The organism is Arthrobacter sp. TJ-263 (assembly GCF_058269155.1).
In genome coordinates this window covers 1,984,875-2,001,593 of the sequence record NZ_JBZCNE010000001.1, presented here as the reverse complement: position 1 = coordinate 2,001,593, position 16,719 = coordinate 1,984,875, and the positions used below count along the sequence as shown (strand labels likewise).

Here is a 16,719-nt window from a genome sequence, read left to right as displayed (position 1 = left end):
GACCGGGCGAGGCAAGACGACAACGCAGGTCGTCCGGCACGCGCTCGAGGCACCCGGCGCCTACATCATGACCAGCAAGAAGGTCGACGGTGTTGCCGAGGTCCTGGCCGCCCGCTCCGATACCGGGACGGTGTGGCTGTTCGACCCGCAGCGGATCTGGCGCGACAGTCACCGGCCGGCGATGATCTTCAACCCGCTCACAATCGTCACCGACACCGTGAGCGCCGGCGAGGTAGCGTCGATCTTCGAAACCTCGTCCGCCCCGAACGCCGGCCAGGGCAAAGGGGACGCCCAGTTCGACTCGCAGGGACGCGAATTTCTGTCCTGGTGCCTGCTAGCCGCCGCCAAGAGAAACGGCACCATGAGGGAGGTGCTGCGGTGGGTGTCCTCGGCGGACTTCATGGAACCCGCCGAGCTCCTCGAAGCCGCCGGGCACGTGGGCCCCGCGTCGGCGTTGAAAGGCATGAACGGCCAACCCGAGGACACCCGCGGGTCCGTGGCAGCCAGCGCCCAGCGCATGGCCTCGGCCCTCGTCCATGACGAGCTGGTGGCGTGGTCGACGCCCACCCCGGGCGTCCCGGCGTTTGATCCGGCCCGGTTCGTGACCAGCAGGGACACCCTGATCCTGCTCTCGCAAGACGCCGCCGGCTCCGTGCCGCATTCGTGTCCACGCTGGTCTACGCGGTGTTCACTGCCGCGCAGCACGCCGCACGGCGCGCCGACGGACGCCTGCAGGTGCCTCTCGTGGCCGACTTGGACGAGGTCGGGAACGTGGTCAAGCTCAAGCATCCGCCCGAGTGGTACTCGTTCTTCGGGTCGATGGGCATCGTCGTCAGCGCCTACTTCCAAACCCGCGGGCAGGGGTGGCCATGCTCGAGCGCACAGGGTGGGACACCCTCTGGTCCGCGGCCGCGATCAAGGTTTACGGCGGCGGATCCGACGACACCGCGTTCCTGGACTCCCTGACCAAGGTCATCGGCCAGTACGACGCGAAGATCCGCAGCACCTCCACCTCACGGAACGGATCCTCGAGGTGGGTGCAGACCCAGCGGCGGGACATCCTGTCCGTCGCCCGACTCTCCGACCTGCCCACCAATCGGGCGTGGGTGAAAACCTCCCACGGCGGCGGAACCATCGTCCGCACCATCCCCTGGTTCCGCGACAAGGCGCTCACCGCCCGCATCGGACCCACCCTCGACCGCATCCGGGCAGGACACCACCCATGACCGACATCCTCCACGACCTAGGTGATGACGCAGCTAGCACCCGACCTAACGGTTACGACGACGAGACGGAGGGTTTCGCGTTTACCCCGGAGGAATTGGTCGACTGGGTGGAGTCCCTGATGGCGATGCTCGAGTCCGTGGACCGGTCCCAGCACCAGTACTGGTGCCCCGAATGGTGGAACCACCCCGAAGCCATCGACCGGTTCCGGGCCCTGTACGAGCAATGGCTAGAGGCCCAGGCGAACGGTGGCATGTCGTCCTGGTGGATCGACCACTTCGACCGCCACGCGACCGTCTTGTTCGCCAAGCGGGGGCCTTTTGGGGAATGTGGAACAACTCATGTCCCGAGGACTGCCCGGCGGATGCTTGCAGTTGAACAACCAACACCAGGGTGGGGATGGTGCGTCGAACTGCATCACGGCCTCCAGCCAGACCACTTTCTGTGATTCTGTGTCTCTGCCTTCCCGTGAATTGACGCCCGCCAGTGGAGCTGCGCGACTCCTGGTGCGGTTGACGCAAGAACGAACGGATGGCCTGCGTTGCTTTTGTCCGCCGCGCGCTTAGTGGGCGTCATCGCAATTGATGACTCAGGCGCTCTCTTCTCCCTTGTCGTCTACTTCTTCGACCCACGACGGCGGTTCGTCGCGGCCCTGCTCCTCGTCCTTCTCGGCAGCCTCCGGGGTTTCCTGTACGATGCCCTGCGCGTGGTGTGTAGGGGCGTAGATCGTGTAGAGACGCAGTGGCTCGTCCCCGGTGTTCTCCACATCGTGCCAGGTGCCGGCGGGCACTTGGATGCTCCAGCCGTCCTCGACGTCCTGCTGGAAGGAGAGGTCGTCCTTCGAGGGACCCATCTTCACGCGGCCCTTCCCGGCGTCGATGCGCAGGAACTGGTCGGTGCCGTGATGTACCTCGAGGCCGATCGCTCCGCCGGGCTCGATCGACATGAGCGTCACCTGCAGGTGCTTGCCCGTCCAGGCGACGCGGCGGTAGGCGGTGTTCTCTGTCGCAGCACTCTCGATGTCGAAGGCGTTCGGGTTCGGTCCGTTGTCGGTGGTGTCCATGACCGCATTCTGTCCCATGTCCTGCCCGGAGTGCCAGAAAGGGAAGAAACGTCGCGCGATGACATCTCGTCAGGCGGGTCGCTATGCCGTCAAAGCTCTAGCGGAACACCGTTAGTCAGAAAAGACGGCCCGTTCGTGACTCCATCAATTCGCCGATAACCTTGGATTATATCAATCAGAGCTTCGAAATCCCTTGTTGGTGGTCTCCCCCGGCAAGAGCGAGCTTGCGGGGCAGAACCTGTGCACCAACCGTGGTGCCCCTGACAGCGAGGTTCCAGTTCTGGTCAGCAAGTAATCGTTGGTCCACCTTGATGCTGACTACCTCGCCGTCCACGAGTGTCCCGTCACAGTTGACGATGACCAGGTCCATGCGATTTCCCATCTTCGTCACTTCCTTTCGGAGCCATCCAGGCTGGGAAGACCGCGCGGCTGCTCAAATTTTGCTACCGGTTGGTTCTTCGTCGAACTCCCGTTAGCAGCGCTCGGTTTTGTCCGCCGCAAGTCCGTATGTTCGTAAGACTTACGGAACGCCACCTAGTCGATTAGATTCCGACGACGGCAGCGATGAGCGCAGACTAATACGCGAGGTACGCGTAGTCGCTTGCGGCTCGGATTGCCATTTCAGCGGCGCCGAGGAGGGCTGCGTCCGCGCCGAGTGAGGCTGTCACGATTGCAGGAACGTGCTGGATGCGCCCTTCAAGTCGCGAGTGAAGTGAGGGCGCCACGAAATCAAACTCTCGGTCAAGTCCCTCACCTAGAACAATGGCTTGCGGGTCCAAGATGCTTGCGATCGCGCCGAGCGCCCGGGCTACGTCATCCAGAACCCGATCCGCGAGGGGCTGCGCGCCCGGGTCACCTGAGCGGGCTAGAGAGATGAGCTCCATTGCGGAGATGGCACCATCATGGGGAATTCCTGCGTCGTCTGCCAGTCGCGTGATGGTGGGGGCACTTAGCCGGCTTTCGAGATCACCCGTCTGGTCGAAACGCTTGCCCAAGGAGGACGGTTCGACGAGGAGAAACCCAATTTCGCCTGCCGCAAAGTTGGCGCCTCGGTAGAGGGCGCCATTCGCCACGATGCCTGCTCCAAGGCCTCGTTCGAGTAGGAGCGTCACGAAGTTCGGGCTGCGCCGCCCAATTCCACGGTGTAATTCGCCGATGGCCAGGGCGTTTGCATCGTTTTCGACGACGACCTCGACAGACCGTCCCTCTTCAAGCTGCTGCACGCTGAGGTCACCCCAGCGTGATTGATCAAGACCCGTGATGGTACGAGCGGGCGTCACGATGGCCGTGACGGACACGCCGATCGCGAGAACCGGGGTGCCGCGCTCCTGCCCGCGTCGCTCGAGCTTAGCCAAGAGTTTTCTGTAGGCGCTCACACCCTGTGTCGGGGAACCGGGCGGGACGGCAAGGTCGAATCGTTCGATGATCGCACCCTCGAAATCAACAAGCGCACCTGTGATGTCTTCCGATCGGACCTGAACTGCTGCGACGACGTGTGCTGTGCCGACGAAGGCCAGCACGATCGGCGGCCTTCCCCCCGTGGAGGTCTCGACACTGTGGTGCGCGACGAGGCCGTCCGCTATGAGGGCCGCAGTGATTCGGTTGATGGTCGCCGAACTGAGTCCTGTCGCCTGGCCGAGTTGTGCCTTCGACATCGGGCCATGCCCCTTCAGCGCATCCAGGATCGCCGTCTGATTGACCAGCGCGAGCGTGCTCGTCGTGGCGGCAGTGCGCGATCGAACCTGCCGCACGGGGGTTTCATCCGCTTGGTTCGCCTTCAATGGCACCTACTCCCCTCTCTTTCGCCGTTCTGTCCATCATGACGTGCCCGGCACTCCTTCATGCACAAGCAATTGAGGAGACCGTTGACGCCACCCGGTGACGCCGTTACGCTCATACTACTTCTTTTCAGTCTGATCTATAAGAAAGTCGGTGGAGCATTGCCTGTATTTGTTGGCATCGACGTCGGCGGCACAAAGACTCACATCCGCGTAGAGGATGAAGCATTGAGTATGCGTGAGCGGCGTGTGCCGACGCATGAGTGGTTACAAGCGCGCAGCCTTGATCATCCGAGCAGCGTGGCGGCCCTGCTCGCGCTAGTTGCAGAGATCACGAGCACTGCACACGACGTGCCACTCGTCGTAGGAGCCCATGGCTGTGACACCGCTTCACAGATCGAGGCTTTCAAGGCCGCTCTCGCCTCACAACACCCCGGTCCCGTCCTCGTGACGAATGATGCCGCTCTCGTGGGCCCGGCGGCCGGTGTCGAGCACGCCATTGGTGTGATTGCCGGTACCGGCTCAATCGTGGTGGGGACAGCACATGACGGGACACCCATCGCCGCTGGCGGACATGGGTGGATGATCGCGGACCCAGGAAGCGCGCCGGGCATTGCACGAGAAGCAATCTTGGCTGTCATCAGGCGAGCAGACGCCGGCGACGAACCTGAACTTCTCGGACGTTCCCTCATGAGTCACTTTGAAGCCACGGATGTGAACGAGCTGGCGTGGATCTTCATGTCGACGGCAACCATGCACCGTTGGGCCAGCGCAGCGCGGATCGTTTTCGCCGCCGCCGAGGCCGGCTCGGCCGCCGCGGTGAGCACGATCGAACGCGCCGCGGCCGAGCTCGCGCGACAGGTCACACTCGTTATCGATCGGGGCGCTGTTGCCGACGCCATTGTGGCCGCCGGTGGAGTGGTTTCCAATCAACCGCTTCTGGCGCGGGCACTTGAGACGGAACTCGCCCTCTCCGGTGTTACCCAGCCCTTCCGCGTGCTCGACACGCCCCCCGTAGGCGGCGCGATCAGCCTCGCCCGGCGGCTTGAACGATCAGAGCATGACAACACACTCGCGGTCAGAACAGACCGCCTCACGGCTGTAGAAGCTACACGGCCAGAAGTTGAGCCATCACGTCCGACGCACAGCTGAACCTAAAAATTACGAAACCGACGAATCACTGACCAATGGAGGTCGACATGAACACCGTCAAGGCAACGACATACCGCGGCACCGTAGTAGGGGGGCTCGCGATCACACTGGCACTCACTGGATGCAGTGTCACGGGAGTCTCGAATGCAGGTGGTTCCACCGGTGACGGCACCGGAACCGTCAACGCTCTCTTCATGAAGCAAGCGGGCTACACAGAGGAGGACTACGCCGAGATCGTCGCGGATTTCGAGGATGAATACCCCGATATCGACGTCAAGCCCACTTTCGTCTCATACGAGGCTCTGCACGACAAGATCGTCACCTCGGCTCCCTCTGGAAGCTACGACGTGTTCCAAATCGACGTGATCTGGCCGGCAGAGTTTGCGTCAAAGGGCATTGTCGCCGACCTGACTGACCGGTTCCCCTCGTCATGGCAGGACGACATGCTTCCCGGTGTGCTTCCGACGGCCGAATACCAAGACAAGTACTACGGCGTGCCCAATGGCCCAGCCACCAAGCTTTTCTACTTCAACCGAGACATGGTTTCCGCAGTCGGAGCTGACCAGTCCGACCTTGCTACGTGGGACGGAGTGCTCGACGTCGCCCGAAAAATCAAGGCGCAGGGGCTCAGTGAGTACCCGATCGCGTGGAGTTGGGCCCAGGCCGAGGCCCTCGTCTGTGACTACGCACAGATGCTAGGAGCGTTCGGTGGAGAATTCACCGACGACCAAGGCAACCTCGTCATCAACAACGAGGCCGGAGTTGCAGCGCTTGAATGGATGAAGACCACCGTCGACGAGGGGCTTTCGAACCCGGCATCGACGACCTTCCTCGAGGATGATGTGTCCAAGGCGATGGCTCAGGGTGAAACTGCTTTCGGCCTCAACTGGGACTCTACGCTTCGGGACCTGCAGGATCCGTCGATTTCCTCCATCTCAGCCGGAGTACTGCCCACGCCATCCGGCCCTTCGGGTGAGCGCCCCGGCGTCAATGGCGCCATGGCCTACTCGATCGGAGCGAACTCAAAGAACCAGGACGCCGCGTGGGAGTTTATTTCCTTCCTGACAAGTCAAGGGGTTCAGGACCGGTATGTGGGAGCGGGGCTGCCTAACTGGGCGTCGAGCTACTCCGACCAGGCACTCGTCGAGACAAACCCGGAGATCTTCGAGGTTGCAGAGGCTGCGTACGATGCCTCGATCCTCCGGCCGGCTGTACCGAACTACTCGAGCGTCTCCCAAATCATCCAGGTCGAGTTGCAGAACGCACTCCTGGGTACCAAGTCCGCGCAGCAGGCTATGGATGACGCCGTCACAGCAGCGAACGAAATCGCAGAAGGCTGACGATGGTCGTCGCGACGGCTGCAAAGCCGCCTGAGGAGGGAACCACGCCGCGCGAGGCTGAACCCGTGCCCGGGAAAGCGGTGAAACGCCGGAAGGAGCGACAGGGACGCCTCGCATTCTGGCTCTTACTGCCGGCGTTCCTTGTGGTGTTCGGCGTCATCGTGTATCCGATGTTCCGGACACTGCTCATCTCGCTCTTCGAGGTGAAATCAGCCGTCGCGACCGACACCCCGTTCGTCGGCCTCGCAAATTATGCCCAGGCCCTCACAAGCGAAGGCTTCTGGGACGCGATGGGTCGAACCCTGTACTTCACTCTCGCGTCAACGGCTCTTGAACTCGTCTTCGGACTGGCGATCGCGTCATTGCTCAATGCGCGTATCAGGGGCCGTTGGCTTCTGCGGGCCCTCGTCGTGTTGCCGTGGGCTCTGCCAACTATCGTGAACGCAGCGTTATGGAAGGGCATCTACAACGCCCAGTACGGCGCACTGAACGGGTTGCTCTCGCAATTGGGCATCATCGACCAGTACCAGGCGTGGTTGTCCGACCCCTTCACCGCGCTCAATTTCGTCATTATCGCTGATGCGTGGAAGACGACTCCACTCGTGGCGTTCTTCCTGCTCGCTGGTCTCACCACCATCCCCCAGGAGTTGTACGAGGCCGCGCGAATGGACCGCGCCGGATGGTTCCGCACGTTCCGCTCCGTAACGATTCCGCTGCTCGCGCCGGCGATCGCACTCGTGCTCGTGCTGCGCACCGTCGAGGCGGTGAAGGTCTTCGACATCGTCTACGCGATGACGAGGGGCGGTCCGGCGAACGGAACGCAGACCATTTCGTACTACACGTACGTGACGGCGTTCTCTGAACAGAACTACGGACTCGGTTCGGCGATCTCCTACCTGATCGTGATCGTCATCCTTGCCCTGTCCGCCCTCTACCTGCGACTGCTCCGACGGTCGGAAATGAGCCTGCTGTGAAGCGCACCGTCCGGGGCAGTATCTTGATCTACACGGCTGCCGTTGTCGTCGCCATCGGTTGCGTTGCACCTCTGGCGTGGATGCTTCTCGCGAGCGTCTCCACCCAGAGTGACATCGTCGCGCGACCCGTCCGATGGTGGCCGAGCGAGTTGTATCTCGACCGGTACACGACCGTCCTTTTCGACGCATCATCACCCGTGGGCGCGTCGTTCCGCGCTGCATTCATGAACTCGCTCGTCGTGGGCACGAGCACTGTCGTCATCTCCATGGTGGTGGGCATTTTCGGCGCTTACGCCTTCGCGCGGCTGCGCTTCCCGTTCCAACGCACGACTCTCATGATCTTCCTCGCAACCTACATGCTGCCGCAGGTGGCGCTGCTCATTCCGCTCTACCTCATCCTCAGCTCGCTCTCACTGCTGGACTCGAGGATCGGGCTCATCCTCGTCAATTGCGCCCTGGTCGTTCCCTTCACTCTCTGGATCCTGAGCAACTACTTCGCGACGATTCCGGCGGATCTCGAGGAAGCAGCCCGCATCGACGGAACGACGAGATTGGGCGCACTCTTTCACGTCATCCTCCCGTCGGCGAAACCAGGCCTGTTCTCGGCAACGATGTTCGCGTTCCTACTCGCATGGGACGAATTCATGTACGCGCTCATTTTTACCTCGACGGATGCCGCAAAAACCCTGCCCGTCGCAATCGCGGAGTTTACCGGCCGCTATACGACCGATTTCGGGCTGGTTGCAGCGGGCGGCCTGATCGCATCGGTTCCACCCGTCCTCATCGCACTCCTCTTCCAACGCCAGGTCGTCAGCGGTCTCGCCGCCGGCGCCGTCAAAGGCTGACAACCCACAGCAGCACGAAAGGAACCCTCATGCAGAACCGTGAAACTTTCTCATGGACCGTCTGGAACCAACCGAGCGCTCTCGAGACCGCGACGCGCCACATCAGCACATCGGTCACGAAGGCGTCGATTGCGCCTTGGAAGCCTGGTGAGACCGTTGCTGTCATCTCCATGGGAGCCTCAAGTCACTCCGCGAACGCACTCATCTGGGCTCTCACCGAACAGGGCGTTCGTGGAGTCAATATCACCGCATCTGATCTCTTTGACGCCCCGGACGGCTTCGAACCAGGTGATCACAACCTGATCGTTTCCGAATCCGGCCGCAGCCCGGAACCAATCGACGTAGCTCGCCGGTTGCGCGCGGGCAGCCGAATCGCGATCACCAACTACCCCGAGGCCGAGATAGCCGAAGTCTCTGATGCTGTCGTATCTCTCGGGGGTATCCCCGACTCACCCGTCTACACGGCGGGCTACATTGCGACGCTCGCGGCCTACTCCGCGCTCCTGCGTGCCGCAGGATTGCCGGATCGATCCTTCGACGAATCCACCGTGCCGGCAATCGTGCAGGAATCGCTCGACCGGTATGGTCCTGAGGCCGACGACATCGCAGAGTTCTTCGATGACGTCTCGTTCGTGGACTTCGCAGGACTCGGTGTCTCATTTACCTCCGCAGCCCAAGGCGCCCTCGTCTTTCGGGAAGCACTGCGCTTGCCCACAGCGGGCTACGAGCTCTACCAGTACCTTCACGGGCCGATGGAGAGTGCCCGCGAAGGAACAGGCCTCGTACTCTTCGGCGACAGTCGGGGGCTCGGAATCGTAGCCTCCCAGGCAGAAGCCGGGGTGAAAGTCCTCGTCGTCTCGGCAAGCAAAGACGACGAGCTCAACGCGATGCCCCACAGGAATGTGCGCGTGATCCGGCTGCCCGAGGCAAGCAGCGGCTTCACGCGAGTGATTGCGGAAACCGTCGCACTTCACGTGGTGACCGAGGCGATCGCCAAGCGCCGGGGCATCACAATCGAGGAATTCCTCTACAGCCAGCCCGACACAAAAATCGGGAAGGATGATGACGAATAGGTAGCCTCATAGCGGGAGTCGCCTGACGCTTCAGATAGGTGCAGGCTTCTATTCTGGGACACCCCGGCGGCTACTTAACCGCCGGGGTGTCCACTACCTCACCACAAACAACTCACCCCTAAACCGCCGATATTTATCGTTATGTCAACTTACGTTGACGAACGTCCTATTCTACGCTGCTCGAGCCGATCTGGTCGAACGCTGCGGTGAGCTCGTCGACCGCCGGCAGTGCGCGCTGTCCCACGGTCGGCAGGCCCTCGCAGATGTAGGCGAATACAGCCATCGTTGTAGACGCCGGCGAGGGTCGCGACGTCGTCGGTACGAACGGCTTCTGCCCGCACCGCCTCATGGGCGGTAAGCTGCGGTCGTGATTCGCGGTGATCGTCGCCAGAACTCCTTCGCGAGGCACTGTCCGGTCGTTGTCGTCCCCGAGGGCGACGTGGAGGCGGTTGGTGTTGCGGCCGGGCGCCGGCCCGGTCGGTCCGCTCGTCGAGGATGGCGTGCGCGGTGTCGAACGATGGGGACCTGGGCGCGGTGCACGGGCGCGGTGCAGCCGAGCTGCCCGTGCTCGCGGAGGTAGCCGGCATCGAGGGTGATGCGTCGTTGATGGCGTAGCAGCGTCTCCTATGCTTGATGCACCACCGAGCTGCAGTCCTCTCCCACGTCTGCCCGCCGCAGGACCGGCACGGATGGCAGGAAGGACCGCCGTGACCACGGACAGCAGCGCGGACGAGCAGGGCGTGGTGAGCCCGGTGGCTGTCGTCGAGCAGGCCTCCGATGCACGCCACCTGGACATCGCCGTGCGGCTCGGCTTCGCCACCGTCCGCACCGAGTTCGGACGCACGTGACGCCGCGGGTGAGACCGCCCGCGCAGGGGCCCGGTCCCGGTGCTTCGACCGAGCCGAAGTTCTGCAGGTCGTGCGGCCGCCGCATGGAGTGGCGGAAGAAGTGGGAGCGGACCTGGGACACGGTGCTCTACTGCAGCGACGCCTGCCGGGCCCGCAAGGTGAAGCCGATCGACGCGGCCCTCGAGGACTGGCTCCTGAGGCGTCTCCGGAGCCTGCCGCGCGGACAGGGCCTCGATCCAGCGGATGCCGCCCGTGCCCTCGACGAGGAGGGCGGGAGTCTTCTGCACGAGCCCGCCCGGAGCGCCGCGCGCCGCCTCGTGAACCGTGGGCTCGCGGAGATGGTGCAGCGCGGCGCCGTCGTCGATCCGTCGACGGCCAAGGGGCCCGTGGCACTGCGGTCACCTCGCTGACGCGATCCGCTCCGTCGCAGCCACGCGCTGCGCAGGCTCGTAGCGGACGGTCCGGGCCGAACTGCGGGCGGCCGCGCGTAGACCTGCGAGGGGAGAGCCGGAGGTTCCGGGAGCCGCGCCCAGCACGCCGGCGGCCCTCGCCTGAACCAGGACGTTGCCGAGCGCCGTCGCCTCGACCGGGCCGGCGAGGACCGGCAGCCCCGTGCGGTCGGCGGTCAACTGGCACAGCAGCGTGTTCTGCGACCCTCCGCCCACCACGTGGAGGACGTCGATGCGGTGTCCTGACAGCCGGACGGCGTCCTGCAGCGTCCGCGCATAGGCTGCGGCGAGGCTGTCCAGGATGCACCGGACCACGGCCTCCCGCGTCGGCAGGACGTCCCGCCCCGCCCCGGCGGCCCGCCGGATGCGCGCGGGCATGGCGTCCGGCGCCAGGAAGTCGGTGCTGTCCGCGTCGATGGTCGGCCCGTTGGCCGGCAGGTTCGCCGCGGCGGCCAGCAGCCCGGCGAGATCGGGCTCGGGCCCTTCGATGCTCCATTCCCGCAGGCACTCCTGCAGCAGCCAGAGTCCGCCGGTGTTGCGCAGGTAGCGGATGGTCCCGTCGACGCCCCGCTCGTTGGTGAAGTTCGCGGCGCGGCTCTCCCCGGTCAGGATGGGGGCGTCGAGCTCGACGCCGACGAGCGACCACGTGCCCGAGGAGATGTACGCGAAGTGCGGGGAGTCCGCGGGGACCGCGGCGACGGCGGAGGCGGTGTCGTGCGACCCGACGGCGACGACGGCGGTGGCCGCCGGGAGGCCCGTCGCCGACGCGACGGCCGGCAGCAGGCGGCCGACCACCGTGCCGGGTTCGACGAGCGGCGGGAAGAGTTCCGGGGGCAGGCCGAGCGGGTCGAAGAGATCGGCCGCCCAGGTGCCGGTGGCGGCGTCGAGCAGTCCCGTGGTGGAGGCGTTCGTGGCTTCCGTGCGGCGCTCGCCGGTCAGCCGGTACGCGAGCAGGTCGGGGATGAGCAGCGCCTGGACACCCTCGAGCGACCGCTCGGCGGCGAGCTGGTAGACCGTGTTGAACGGCAGGAACTGCAGCCCGGTGCGCGCGTACAGCCGCTCGGGCGGCACGGCACCATGCACGACGGCGATGCTCGCCGCGGTGCGGTCGTCCCGGTAGCTGAAGGGCAGATGCCGGAGCGTGCCGGCGTCGTCGACGAGCCCGTAGTCCACCGCCCACGTGTCGATGCCGATGCTCGCCACGGTGCCACCCGCCCGCGCCGCGGCCTCACCTGCCAGACGGAGACCCGTCAGTACCTCCGCGAAGAGCGCCTCGATGTCCCACCGCAGGGCGCCGCCGAGGAAATGCGCGCCGTTGGGGAAGCGATGGACGGTTTCGAGCTCCGGACCGGCGTCCGTGAGCCTGCCGAGGATCACCCGGCCGGAGGACGCCCCGATGTCCACGGCCACGAACACCGGTGTCGGGTCGACCGCCATGTCAGCGCAGGAACGCCGCGGCGACGCCCGCGTCCACGGGGATGTGCAGCCCCGTGGTGTGCGAGAGTTCGGCGGAGGTCAGGACGGCCACGGCATTGGCGACGTTCTCCGGCAGCACTTCGCGCTTGAGCAGCGTCCGCTGGGCGTAGTACTCGCCCAGCTTCTCCTCCTCCACACCGTAGACCGCTGCCCGCTTGGCACCCCAGCCGCCGGCGAAGATGCCGGAACCGCGGACCACGCCGTCCGGGTTGATGCCGTTGACGCGCACCCCGTACCCCCCGAGCTCGGCGGCGAGGAGGCGCACCTGGTGGGCCTGGTCCGCCTTCGTGGCACTGTAGGCGATGTTGTTGGGCCCGGCGAACACGGAGTTCTTGGAGGAGATGTAGATGATGTCCCCGCCCATGTCCTGTTCGATCAGCACCCTCGCGGCTGCCTGCGACATGAGGAAGGACCCCTTCGCCATGACGTCGTGCTGCAGGTCCCAGTCCTTCTCGGTGGTTTCCAGGAGCGGCTTGGAGATGGACAGCCCGGCATTGTTGACCACGAGGTCGAGTCCGCCGAACGCCAGCACGGCGGCCTTCACGGCCTGAAGCACCCGGGCCGGATCGGTGACGTCGGCCTGCACGCCGATGGCGACGTCGGACCCGCCGAGATCCTCGGCGACCCTGCTCGCGCTGTCGATGTCCAGGTCCGCGATGACGACGCAGGCGCCCTCCGCGGCGAGGCGCGTGGCGATGGCCTTGCCGATGCCCGACGCCGCTCCCGTCACCAGGGCGATGCGCCCCGCGTGGGATTTCGGTTTCGGCATGCGCGCGAGCTTGGCCTCCTCGAGGGCCCAGTACTCGATGCGGAACTTCTCGCTCTCCTCGATCGGCGCGTAGGTCGAGATGGCTTCGGCGCCTCGCATGACGTTGATGGCGTTGAGGTAGAACTCCCCGGCGACGCGGGCGGTCTGCTTGGTGGCGCCGTAGGAGAACATGCCGACGCCGGGCACCAGCACGATCGCCGGGTCCGCGCCGCGCATGGCAGGGGAGTCCGGCGTCGCATGGCGGTCGTAGTAGGCGGCGTAGTCCGCGCGGTATCGAGCGTGCAGTTCGCGCAGGCGCAGCAGGCAGCTCTCGACGTCGGCGTCCGCCGGCAGGTCGAGGATCAGCGGCTTCACCTTGGTGCGCAGGAAGTGGTCGGGGCAGCTGGTCCCGAGCGCCCCGAGGCGCGGGTGCCCGGTGGACGCGAGGAAGTCGAGGACGCGGGGATCGTCGGTGAAGTGGCCCACCTGTGCCTTGTCCGTGGAGGCGAGACCACGGATGGTCGGCGCGAGGGCCGCGGCCTTCGCCCGGCGCTCCTCCTCGGGCAGTGCGGCATAGCCCTCTTGCGCCGGCCCGAAGGGTTCCGGACGGCCGTGCTCGGCGATGTACCGCTCCGCCGCCTCGATGATCCACAGGGAGTTCGCCTCGGCCTCCGCTGACGTGTCGCCCCAGGCGGTGATGCCGTGGCCGCCGAGGATGGTGCCGATGGCTTCGGGGTTCGCCTCCTTGAGGGCGGCGATGTCGAGGCCGAGCTGGAAACCGGGCCGCCGCCAGGGCACCCAGACCACCTTCGGCCCGAAGATGGTGCTGGTCAGGGCCTCGCCGTCCGCCGCGGTCGCGACGGCGATCCCGGAATCGGGGTGCAGATGGTCCACGTGCGCGGCGTCGACGAGCCCGTGCATGGCGGTGTCGATGGACGGCGCCGCCCCGCCCTTTCCGTGGAGGGTGTAGTCGAACGCGGCGACCATCTCGTCCTCGCGCTCGACCCCCGGGTACACGGAGCGCAGGGACTGCAGGCGGTCGAGCCGCAGGACGGCGAGCCCGGACTCCGTGAGCGTGCCGAGGTCACCTCCGGATCCCTTGACCCAGAGCAGCTCCACGTCCTCGCCCGTGACGGGATCGACGCCCGTGCCCTTGGCGGAGGTGTTGCCGCCGGCGTAGTTCGTGGTGCGCTTGTCGGCGCCGAGCCGGTTGGAGCGCCCGATGAGGTCGCTGACGGTCTGGTTGGCTGTGCCGTTGGTAGGTGTGGCCGTCGTCGGCTGCTTCGTCGTCACTGTCATGCTCCCCATCCGGCCTGCTGGCCGCCCTGCCGTTCGGTGTTGATCCGGTCCTGGTATCCACTGTCGCGGTACGCGGTCAGGGGATCCGCAGGGAGTCCCTTCGACTCGCGCCACCGGGCCAGGCCCGGGCGGACGTCGGTGTAGAAGGCGTCCATCAGAAGGGCGTTGGCGCCGAGGACGTCGCCGGCCTCCTGCGCTGCGGTGAGGGCGGGGCGGTCGATGAGCAGGGCGCGCGCCGTCATCTCCTGCACGTTCAGCACCGAGCGGATCTGCCCGGGGATCTTCTCCTCGAGGTTGTGGCACTGGTCGAGCATGAGGGCGATCCCGCTGGACGGGTCGAGGCCGCCGCCGCGGATCACCTCGGCCATGATGCGGAAGAGCTGGAACGGGTCCGCCGCCCCGACGATGAGGTCGTCGTCCGCGTAGAAGCGGGAGTTGAAGTCGAAGGAGCCGAGCTTCCCGAGGCGGATCAGCTGCGCCACGATGAACTCGATGTTGGTCCCGGGCGCGTGGTGGCCCGTGTCGAGGCAGACGAGGGCCTTGTCGCCGAGCTGCTGGCAGTGGGCGTAGGAGGTACCCCAGTCGGGGACGTCCGTGTGATAGAACGCCGGCTCGAAAAACTTGTACTCGAGCACCAGCCGCTGGCCCTCGCCGAGGCGGTCGTAGACCTTCCGCAGGGAGTCCTGCAGCCAGTCCTGCCGGGAGCGCATGTCGGCCTGCCCCGGGTAGTTCGAGCCGTCCGCGAGCCAGATCTTCAGGTCGCGGGAGCCGGTGACGTTCATGACCTCGATGCATTCGTACATGTGGTCGATCGCCTTGTTCCGCACGGCGGCGTCGCTGTGCGTCAGGCTGCCGAACTTGTAGTCGTCGTCCTGGAACGTGTTGCTGTTGATGGTGCCGAGCCGTACGCCGTGCTCGCCGGCATGCGCGGCGAGGCTCGCGTAGTCGTCGACCCTGTCCCAGGGGATGTGGAGGGCCACGCTCGGGGCAAGGCCGGTCAGTCGGTTGACCATGCCGGCATCGGCGATCTTCTCGTGGACGGTGCGCGGCGTGCCGGGCGTCGCGAACACCTTGAACCGGGTCCCGGAATTGCCGTAGGCCCAGGAGGGCACCTCGATGGCGAGCTGGTCCAGCTCTGCCGCGATGTCGTCGATGACAGTCATGTACTCTCTCCAGCGTGCGGGCCGGGTGCTTCATTCCACCGGCGGTGATTCTCGGGTTCTGTCGCCCGTCCGGACAGGGCCCAGACGAGGAAGGGGATGCGCCGTGCTTTTGAATCGTTTCATTAGCACGTTTCAAAGCTATCCTTGCGGGAGACCGAGTGTCAACCGTCCTGTCGGCGCCCCGCCGACGCGCGACGAGACCTCCGAGACAGCCGGAGTCCCCATGAGCAGCCGACCAGTCAGCATCAAGGACGTCGCGGACAGGGCCGGAGTGGCGGTCGGAACCGTCTCGAACGTGCTGAACCATCCTGCGCGCGTCTCCACGGCCACCCGCGAGCGCGTGCAGGCCGCGATCGACGGGCTCGGCTTCGTGCGGAACGACGCCGCCCGGCAGTTGAGGGCGGGCCAGAGCCGCACCATCGGCCTGGTGGTGCTCGACGTCGGGAATCCCTTCTTCTCCTCGCTCGCCCGCGCGGCAGAGGACTGTGCTGCCGAGAACGGGAGCACTGTGGTGCTCGGCGACAGCGGCCAGGACGCGGAGCGCGAGGCCCGGTACATCGACGTCTTCGAGCAGCAGCGTGTGCAGGGCATGCTCATCTCGCCGGTCGGGGATGTGGGCCCACGCGTCGAGGCGCTGCGCCAGCGGGGCATGCCCGTGGTACTCGTGGACCGCGTCGACCCACAGCGACGCTGCAGCTCGGTGTCCGTGGACGATGTCGCTGGCGGCTACATCGCCGTCCGGCACCTGCTCGAGGCGGGCCGGCGGCGGATAGCGTTCGTGGGGACCAGGGCCGACTACCGCCAGGTCGCGGACCGTCTGGCGGGTGCCCGCCAGGCGATCGCGGAGCACGACGGCGCCGTGCTGGAGGTCCTCGAAGCCGATGCCATGACGGTCCTGGCCGGCCGGGACGTCGGGGAGACCATCGCCCGGCGCCGGCACGAGGAGCTGCCGGACGGCATCTTCTGCGCCAACGACCTCCTCGCGATCGGCGTCATGCAGGCTGTCCTGCTGATCCGCGGCCTCCGGATCCCCGAGGACCTCGCGCTCATCGGGTACGACGACATCGATTTCTCCGCCTCCACGGTGGTCCCGCTGACGAGCGTCCGCAAACCGACCGAGCTCATGGGGCGCACCGCCGTCGAGCTGCTCCTCGAGGAGATCGAGGGGCCCACCGCCCGCCGGCGCCAGGTGATCTTCGATCCCGAACTCGTGGAACGCCGCAGCACGCAGGCCCGGGTCCACGCCCCCGGCTGACGGGTCGACCCCGCGGTCGCGCCGGGGTCACA

18 protein-coding genes are annotated in these 16,719 nt (G+C 65.8%); 11 read left to right on the top strand and 7 right to left on the bottom strand.

The features are described 5' to 3' along the window. Positions 1-168: 168 nt before the first annotated feature. Entirely contained in the window at positions 169-789 is a 621-nt protein-coding gene (locus AC4D2F_RS09615; RefSeq protein ID WP_490910553.1) for a hypothetical protein, read from the bottom strand. On the opposite strand from AC4D2F_RS09615, the gene AC4D2F_RS09610 reads away from it, so the two are divergent. From AC4D2F_RS09610 to AC4D2F_RS09600, 3 genes are read left to right on the top strand one after another with little or no spacing between them, the layout of a single operon-like run. Beyond that, complete coding sequence (locus AC4D2F_RS09610; RefSeq protein ID WP_490910540.1) at positions 685-966, top strand: type IV secretory system conjugative DNA transfer family protein; 282 nt, start codon at positions 685-687, stop codon at positions 964-966. The two genes, AC4D2F_RS09615 and AC4D2F_RS09610, sit on opposite strands and share 105 nt — an antisense overlap. Then, complete coding sequence (locus AC4D2F_RS09605; protein ID WP_490910337.1) at positions 870-1,226, top strand: TraM recognition domain-containing protein; 357 nt, start codon at positions 870-872, stop codon at positions 1,224-1,226. Before AC4D2F_RS09610 ends, AC4D2F_RS09605 begins: the two co-directional genes overlap by 97 nt. Continuing rightward, positions 1,223-1,672 (top strand): DUF4913 domain-containing protein, encoded by a 450-nt coding sequence (locus AC4D2F_RS09600; protein ID WP_490910336.1) that lies wholly within the window; start codon positions 1,223-1,225, stop codon positions 1,670-1,672. The genes AC4D2F_RS09605 and AC4D2F_RS09600 overlap by 4 nt, the downstream gene beginning before the upstream one ends. A gap of 141 nt (positions 1,673-1,813) precedes the next feature. Here the strand turns inward: AC4D2F_RS09600 and AC4D2F_RS09595 are convergent, their stop codons facing one another. The 3 genes from AC4D2F_RS09595 to AC4D2F_RS09585 form a co-directional block, all read right to left on the bottom strand. Beyond that, positions 1,814-2,287, bottom strand: coding sequence for a cupin domain-containing protein (locus AC4D2F_RS09595; RefSeq protein WP_490910335.1), 474 nt, complete (start codon positions 2,285-2,287; stop codon positions 1,814-1,816). Between the two features lie 175 nt (positions 2,288-2,462). Then, on the bottom strand, positions 2,463-2,657 hold the full coding sequence (locus AC4D2F_RS09590) for a hypothetical protein (protein WP_490910334.1): 195 nt from the start codon (positions 2,655-2,657) through the stop codon (positions 2,463-2,465). 205 nt (positions 2,658-2,862) lie between these two features. Then, positions 2,863-4,074, bottom strand: coding sequence for an ROK family transcriptional regulator (locus tag AC4D2F_RS09585; RefSeq protein ID WP_490910333.1), 1,212 nt, complete (start codon positions 4,072-4,074; stop codon positions 2,863-2,865). 54 nt (positions 4,075-4,128) lie between these two features. Between AC4D2F_RS09585 and AC4D2F_RS09580 the strand changes: the two genes are divergently transcribed. The 7 genes from AC4D2F_RS09580 (at position 4,129) to AC4D2F_RS09550 (ending at position 10,707) form a co-directional block, all read left to right on the top strand. Further along, the gene (locus tag AC4D2F_RS09580) at positions 4,129-5,217 is read left to right on the top strand and encodes an N-acetylglucosamine kinase (RefSeq protein WP_490910332.1); all 1,089 of its coding nucleotides are present in this window, start codon (positions 4,129-4,131) and stop codon (positions 5,215-5,217) included. Positions 5,218-5,264: 47 nt separating this feature from the next. Beyond that, on the top strand, positions 5,265-6,557 hold the full coding sequence (locus AC4D2F_RS09575) for an extracellular solute-binding protein (RefSeq protein ID WP_490910331.1): 1,293 nt from the start codon (positions 5,265-5,267) through the stop codon (positions 6,555-6,557). Positions 6,558-6,559: 2 nt separating this feature from the next. Further along, complete coding sequence (locus AC4D2F_RS09570) at positions 6,560-7,531, top strand: carbohydrate ABC transporter permease (RefSeq protein ID WP_490910330.1); 972 nt, start codon at positions 6,560-6,562, stop codon at positions 7,529-7,531. After that, on the top strand, positions 7,528-8,376 hold the full coding sequence (locus AC4D2F_RS09565) for a carbohydrate ABC transporter permease (protein ID WP_490910329.1): 849 nt from the start codon (positions 7,528-7,530) through the stop codon (positions 8,374-8,376). The genes AC4D2F_RS09570 and AC4D2F_RS09565 overlap by 4 nt, the downstream gene beginning before the upstream one ends. A gap of 29 nt (positions 8,377-8,405) precedes the next feature. Beyond that, the gene (locus AC4D2F_RS09560) at positions 8,406-9,449 is read left to right on the top strand and encodes an SIS domain-containing protein (RefSeq protein ID WP_490910328.1); all 1,044 of its coding nucleotides are present in this window, start codon (positions 8,406-8,408) and stop codon (positions 9,447-9,449) included. A 707-nt stretch (positions 9,450-10,156) separates the two neighbouring features. Continuing rightward, complete coding sequence (locus AC4D2F_RS09555) at positions 10,157-10,297, top strand: hypothetical protein (RefSeq protein WP_490910327.1); 141 nt, start codon at positions 10,157-10,159, stop codon at positions 10,295-10,297. Then, positions 10,294-10,707 carry a DUF2256 domain-containing protein gene (locus tag AC4D2F_RS09550; protein WP_490910326.1) on the top strand — a complete coding sequence of 138 codons (414 nt, stop codon included), beginning with the start codon at positions 10,294-10,296 and terminating at the stop codon, positions 10,705-10,707. The genes AC4D2F_RS09555 and AC4D2F_RS09550 overlap by 4 nt, the downstream gene beginning before the upstream one ends. On the opposite strand, the gene AC4D2F_RS09545 is transcribed toward AC4D2F_RS09550, so the two are convergent. From AC4D2F_RS09545 to rhaI, 3 genes are read right to left on the bottom strand one after another with little or no spacing between them, the layout of a single operon-like run. Next, the gene (locus AC4D2F_RS09545; RefSeq protein ID WP_490910325.1) at positions 10,696-12,183 is read right to left on the bottom strand and encodes a rhamnulokinase; all 1,488 of its coding nucleotides are present in this window, start codon (positions 12,181-12,183) and stop codon (positions 10,696-10,698) included. The genes AC4D2F_RS09550 and AC4D2F_RS09545 overlap by 12 nt on opposite strands. 1 nt (position 12,184) lies before the next feature. Continuing rightward, positions 12,185-14,269: a bifunctional aldolase/short-chain dehydrogenase gene (locus AC4D2F_RS09540; RefSeq protein ID WP_490910324.1), complete on the bottom strand. Its 2,085-nt coding sequence runs from the start codon at positions 14,267-14,269 to the stop codon at positions 12,185-12,187. After that, positions 14,266-15,432: an L-rhamnose isomerase gene (gene rhaI, locus AC4D2F_RS09535; RefSeq protein WP_490910323.1), complete on the bottom strand. Its 1,167-nt coding sequence runs from the start codon at positions 15,430-15,432 to the stop codon at positions 14,266-14,268. Before rhaI ends, AC4D2F_RS09540 begins: the two co-directional genes overlap by 4 nt. A 223-nt stretch (positions 15,433-15,655) precedes the next feature. Between rhaI and AC4D2F_RS09530 the strand changes: the two genes are divergently transcribed. Then, the gene (locus tag AC4D2F_RS09530; RefSeq protein ID WP_490910322.1) at positions 15,656-16,687 is read left to right on the top strand and encodes a LacI family DNA-binding transcriptional regulator; all 1,032 of its coding nucleotides are present in this window, start codon (positions 15,656-15,658) and stop codon (positions 16,685-16,687) included. Positions 16,688-16,719: the final 32 nt, after the last annotated feature.

Excerpts from the sequence above, each read along its gene's own strand:
- AC4D2F_RS09615 (WP_490910553.1), bottom strand. The coding sequence starts at position 789 with ATGCTTGAGCTTGACCACGTTCCCGACCTCGTCCAAGTCGGCCACGAG.
- AC4D2F_RS09605 (WP_490910337.1), top strand. The coding sequence starts at position 870 with ATGCTCGAGCGCACAGGGTGGGACACCCTCTGGTCCGCGGCCGCGATC.
- AC4D2F_RS09600 (WP_490910336.1), top strand. The coding sequence starts at position 1,223 with ATGACCGACATCCTCCACGACCTAGGTGATGACGCAGCTAGCACCCGA.
- AC4D2F_RS09595 (WP_490910335.1), bottom strand. The coding sequence starts at position 2,287 with ATGGACACCACCGACAACGGACCGAACCCGAACGCCTTCGACATCGAG.
- AC4D2F_RS09590 (WP_490910334.1), bottom strand. The coding sequence starts at position 2,657 with ATGGACCTGGTCATCGTCAACTGTGACGGGACACTCGTGGACGGCGAG.
- AC4D2F_RS09580 (WP_490910332.1), top strand. The coding sequence starts at position 4,129 with ATGCACAAGCAATTGAGGAGACCGTTGACGCCACCCGGTGACGCCGTT.
- AC4D2F_RS09575 (WP_490910331.1), top strand. The coding sequence starts at position 5,265 with ATGAACACCGTCAAGGCAACGACATACCGCGGCACCGTAGTAGGGGGG.
- AC4D2F_RS09570 (WP_490910330.1), top strand. The coding sequence starts at position 6,560 with ATGGTCGTCGCGACGGCTGCAAAGCCGCCTGAGGAGGGAACCACGCCG.
- AC4D2F_RS09560 (WP_490910328.1), top strand. The coding sequence starts at position 8,406 with ATGCAGAACCGTGAAACTTTCTCATGGACCGTCTGGAACCAACCGAGC.
- AC4D2F_RS09545 (WP_490910325.1), bottom strand. The coding sequence starts at position 12,183 with ATGGCGGTCGACCCGACACCGGTGTTCGTGGCCGTGGACATCGGGGCG.
- AC4D2F_RS09540 (WP_490910324.1), bottom strand. The coding sequence starts at position 14,269 with ATGACAGTGACGACGAAGCAGCCGACGACGGCCACACCTACCAACGGC.
- rhaI (WP_490910323.1), bottom strand. The coding sequence starts at position 15,432 with ATGACTGTCATCGACGACATCGCGGCAGAGCTGGACCAGCTCGCCATC.
- AC4D2F_RS09530 (WP_490910322.1), top strand. The coding sequence starts at position 15,656 with ATGAGCAGCCGACCAGTCAGCATCAAGGACGTCGCGGACAGGGCCGGA.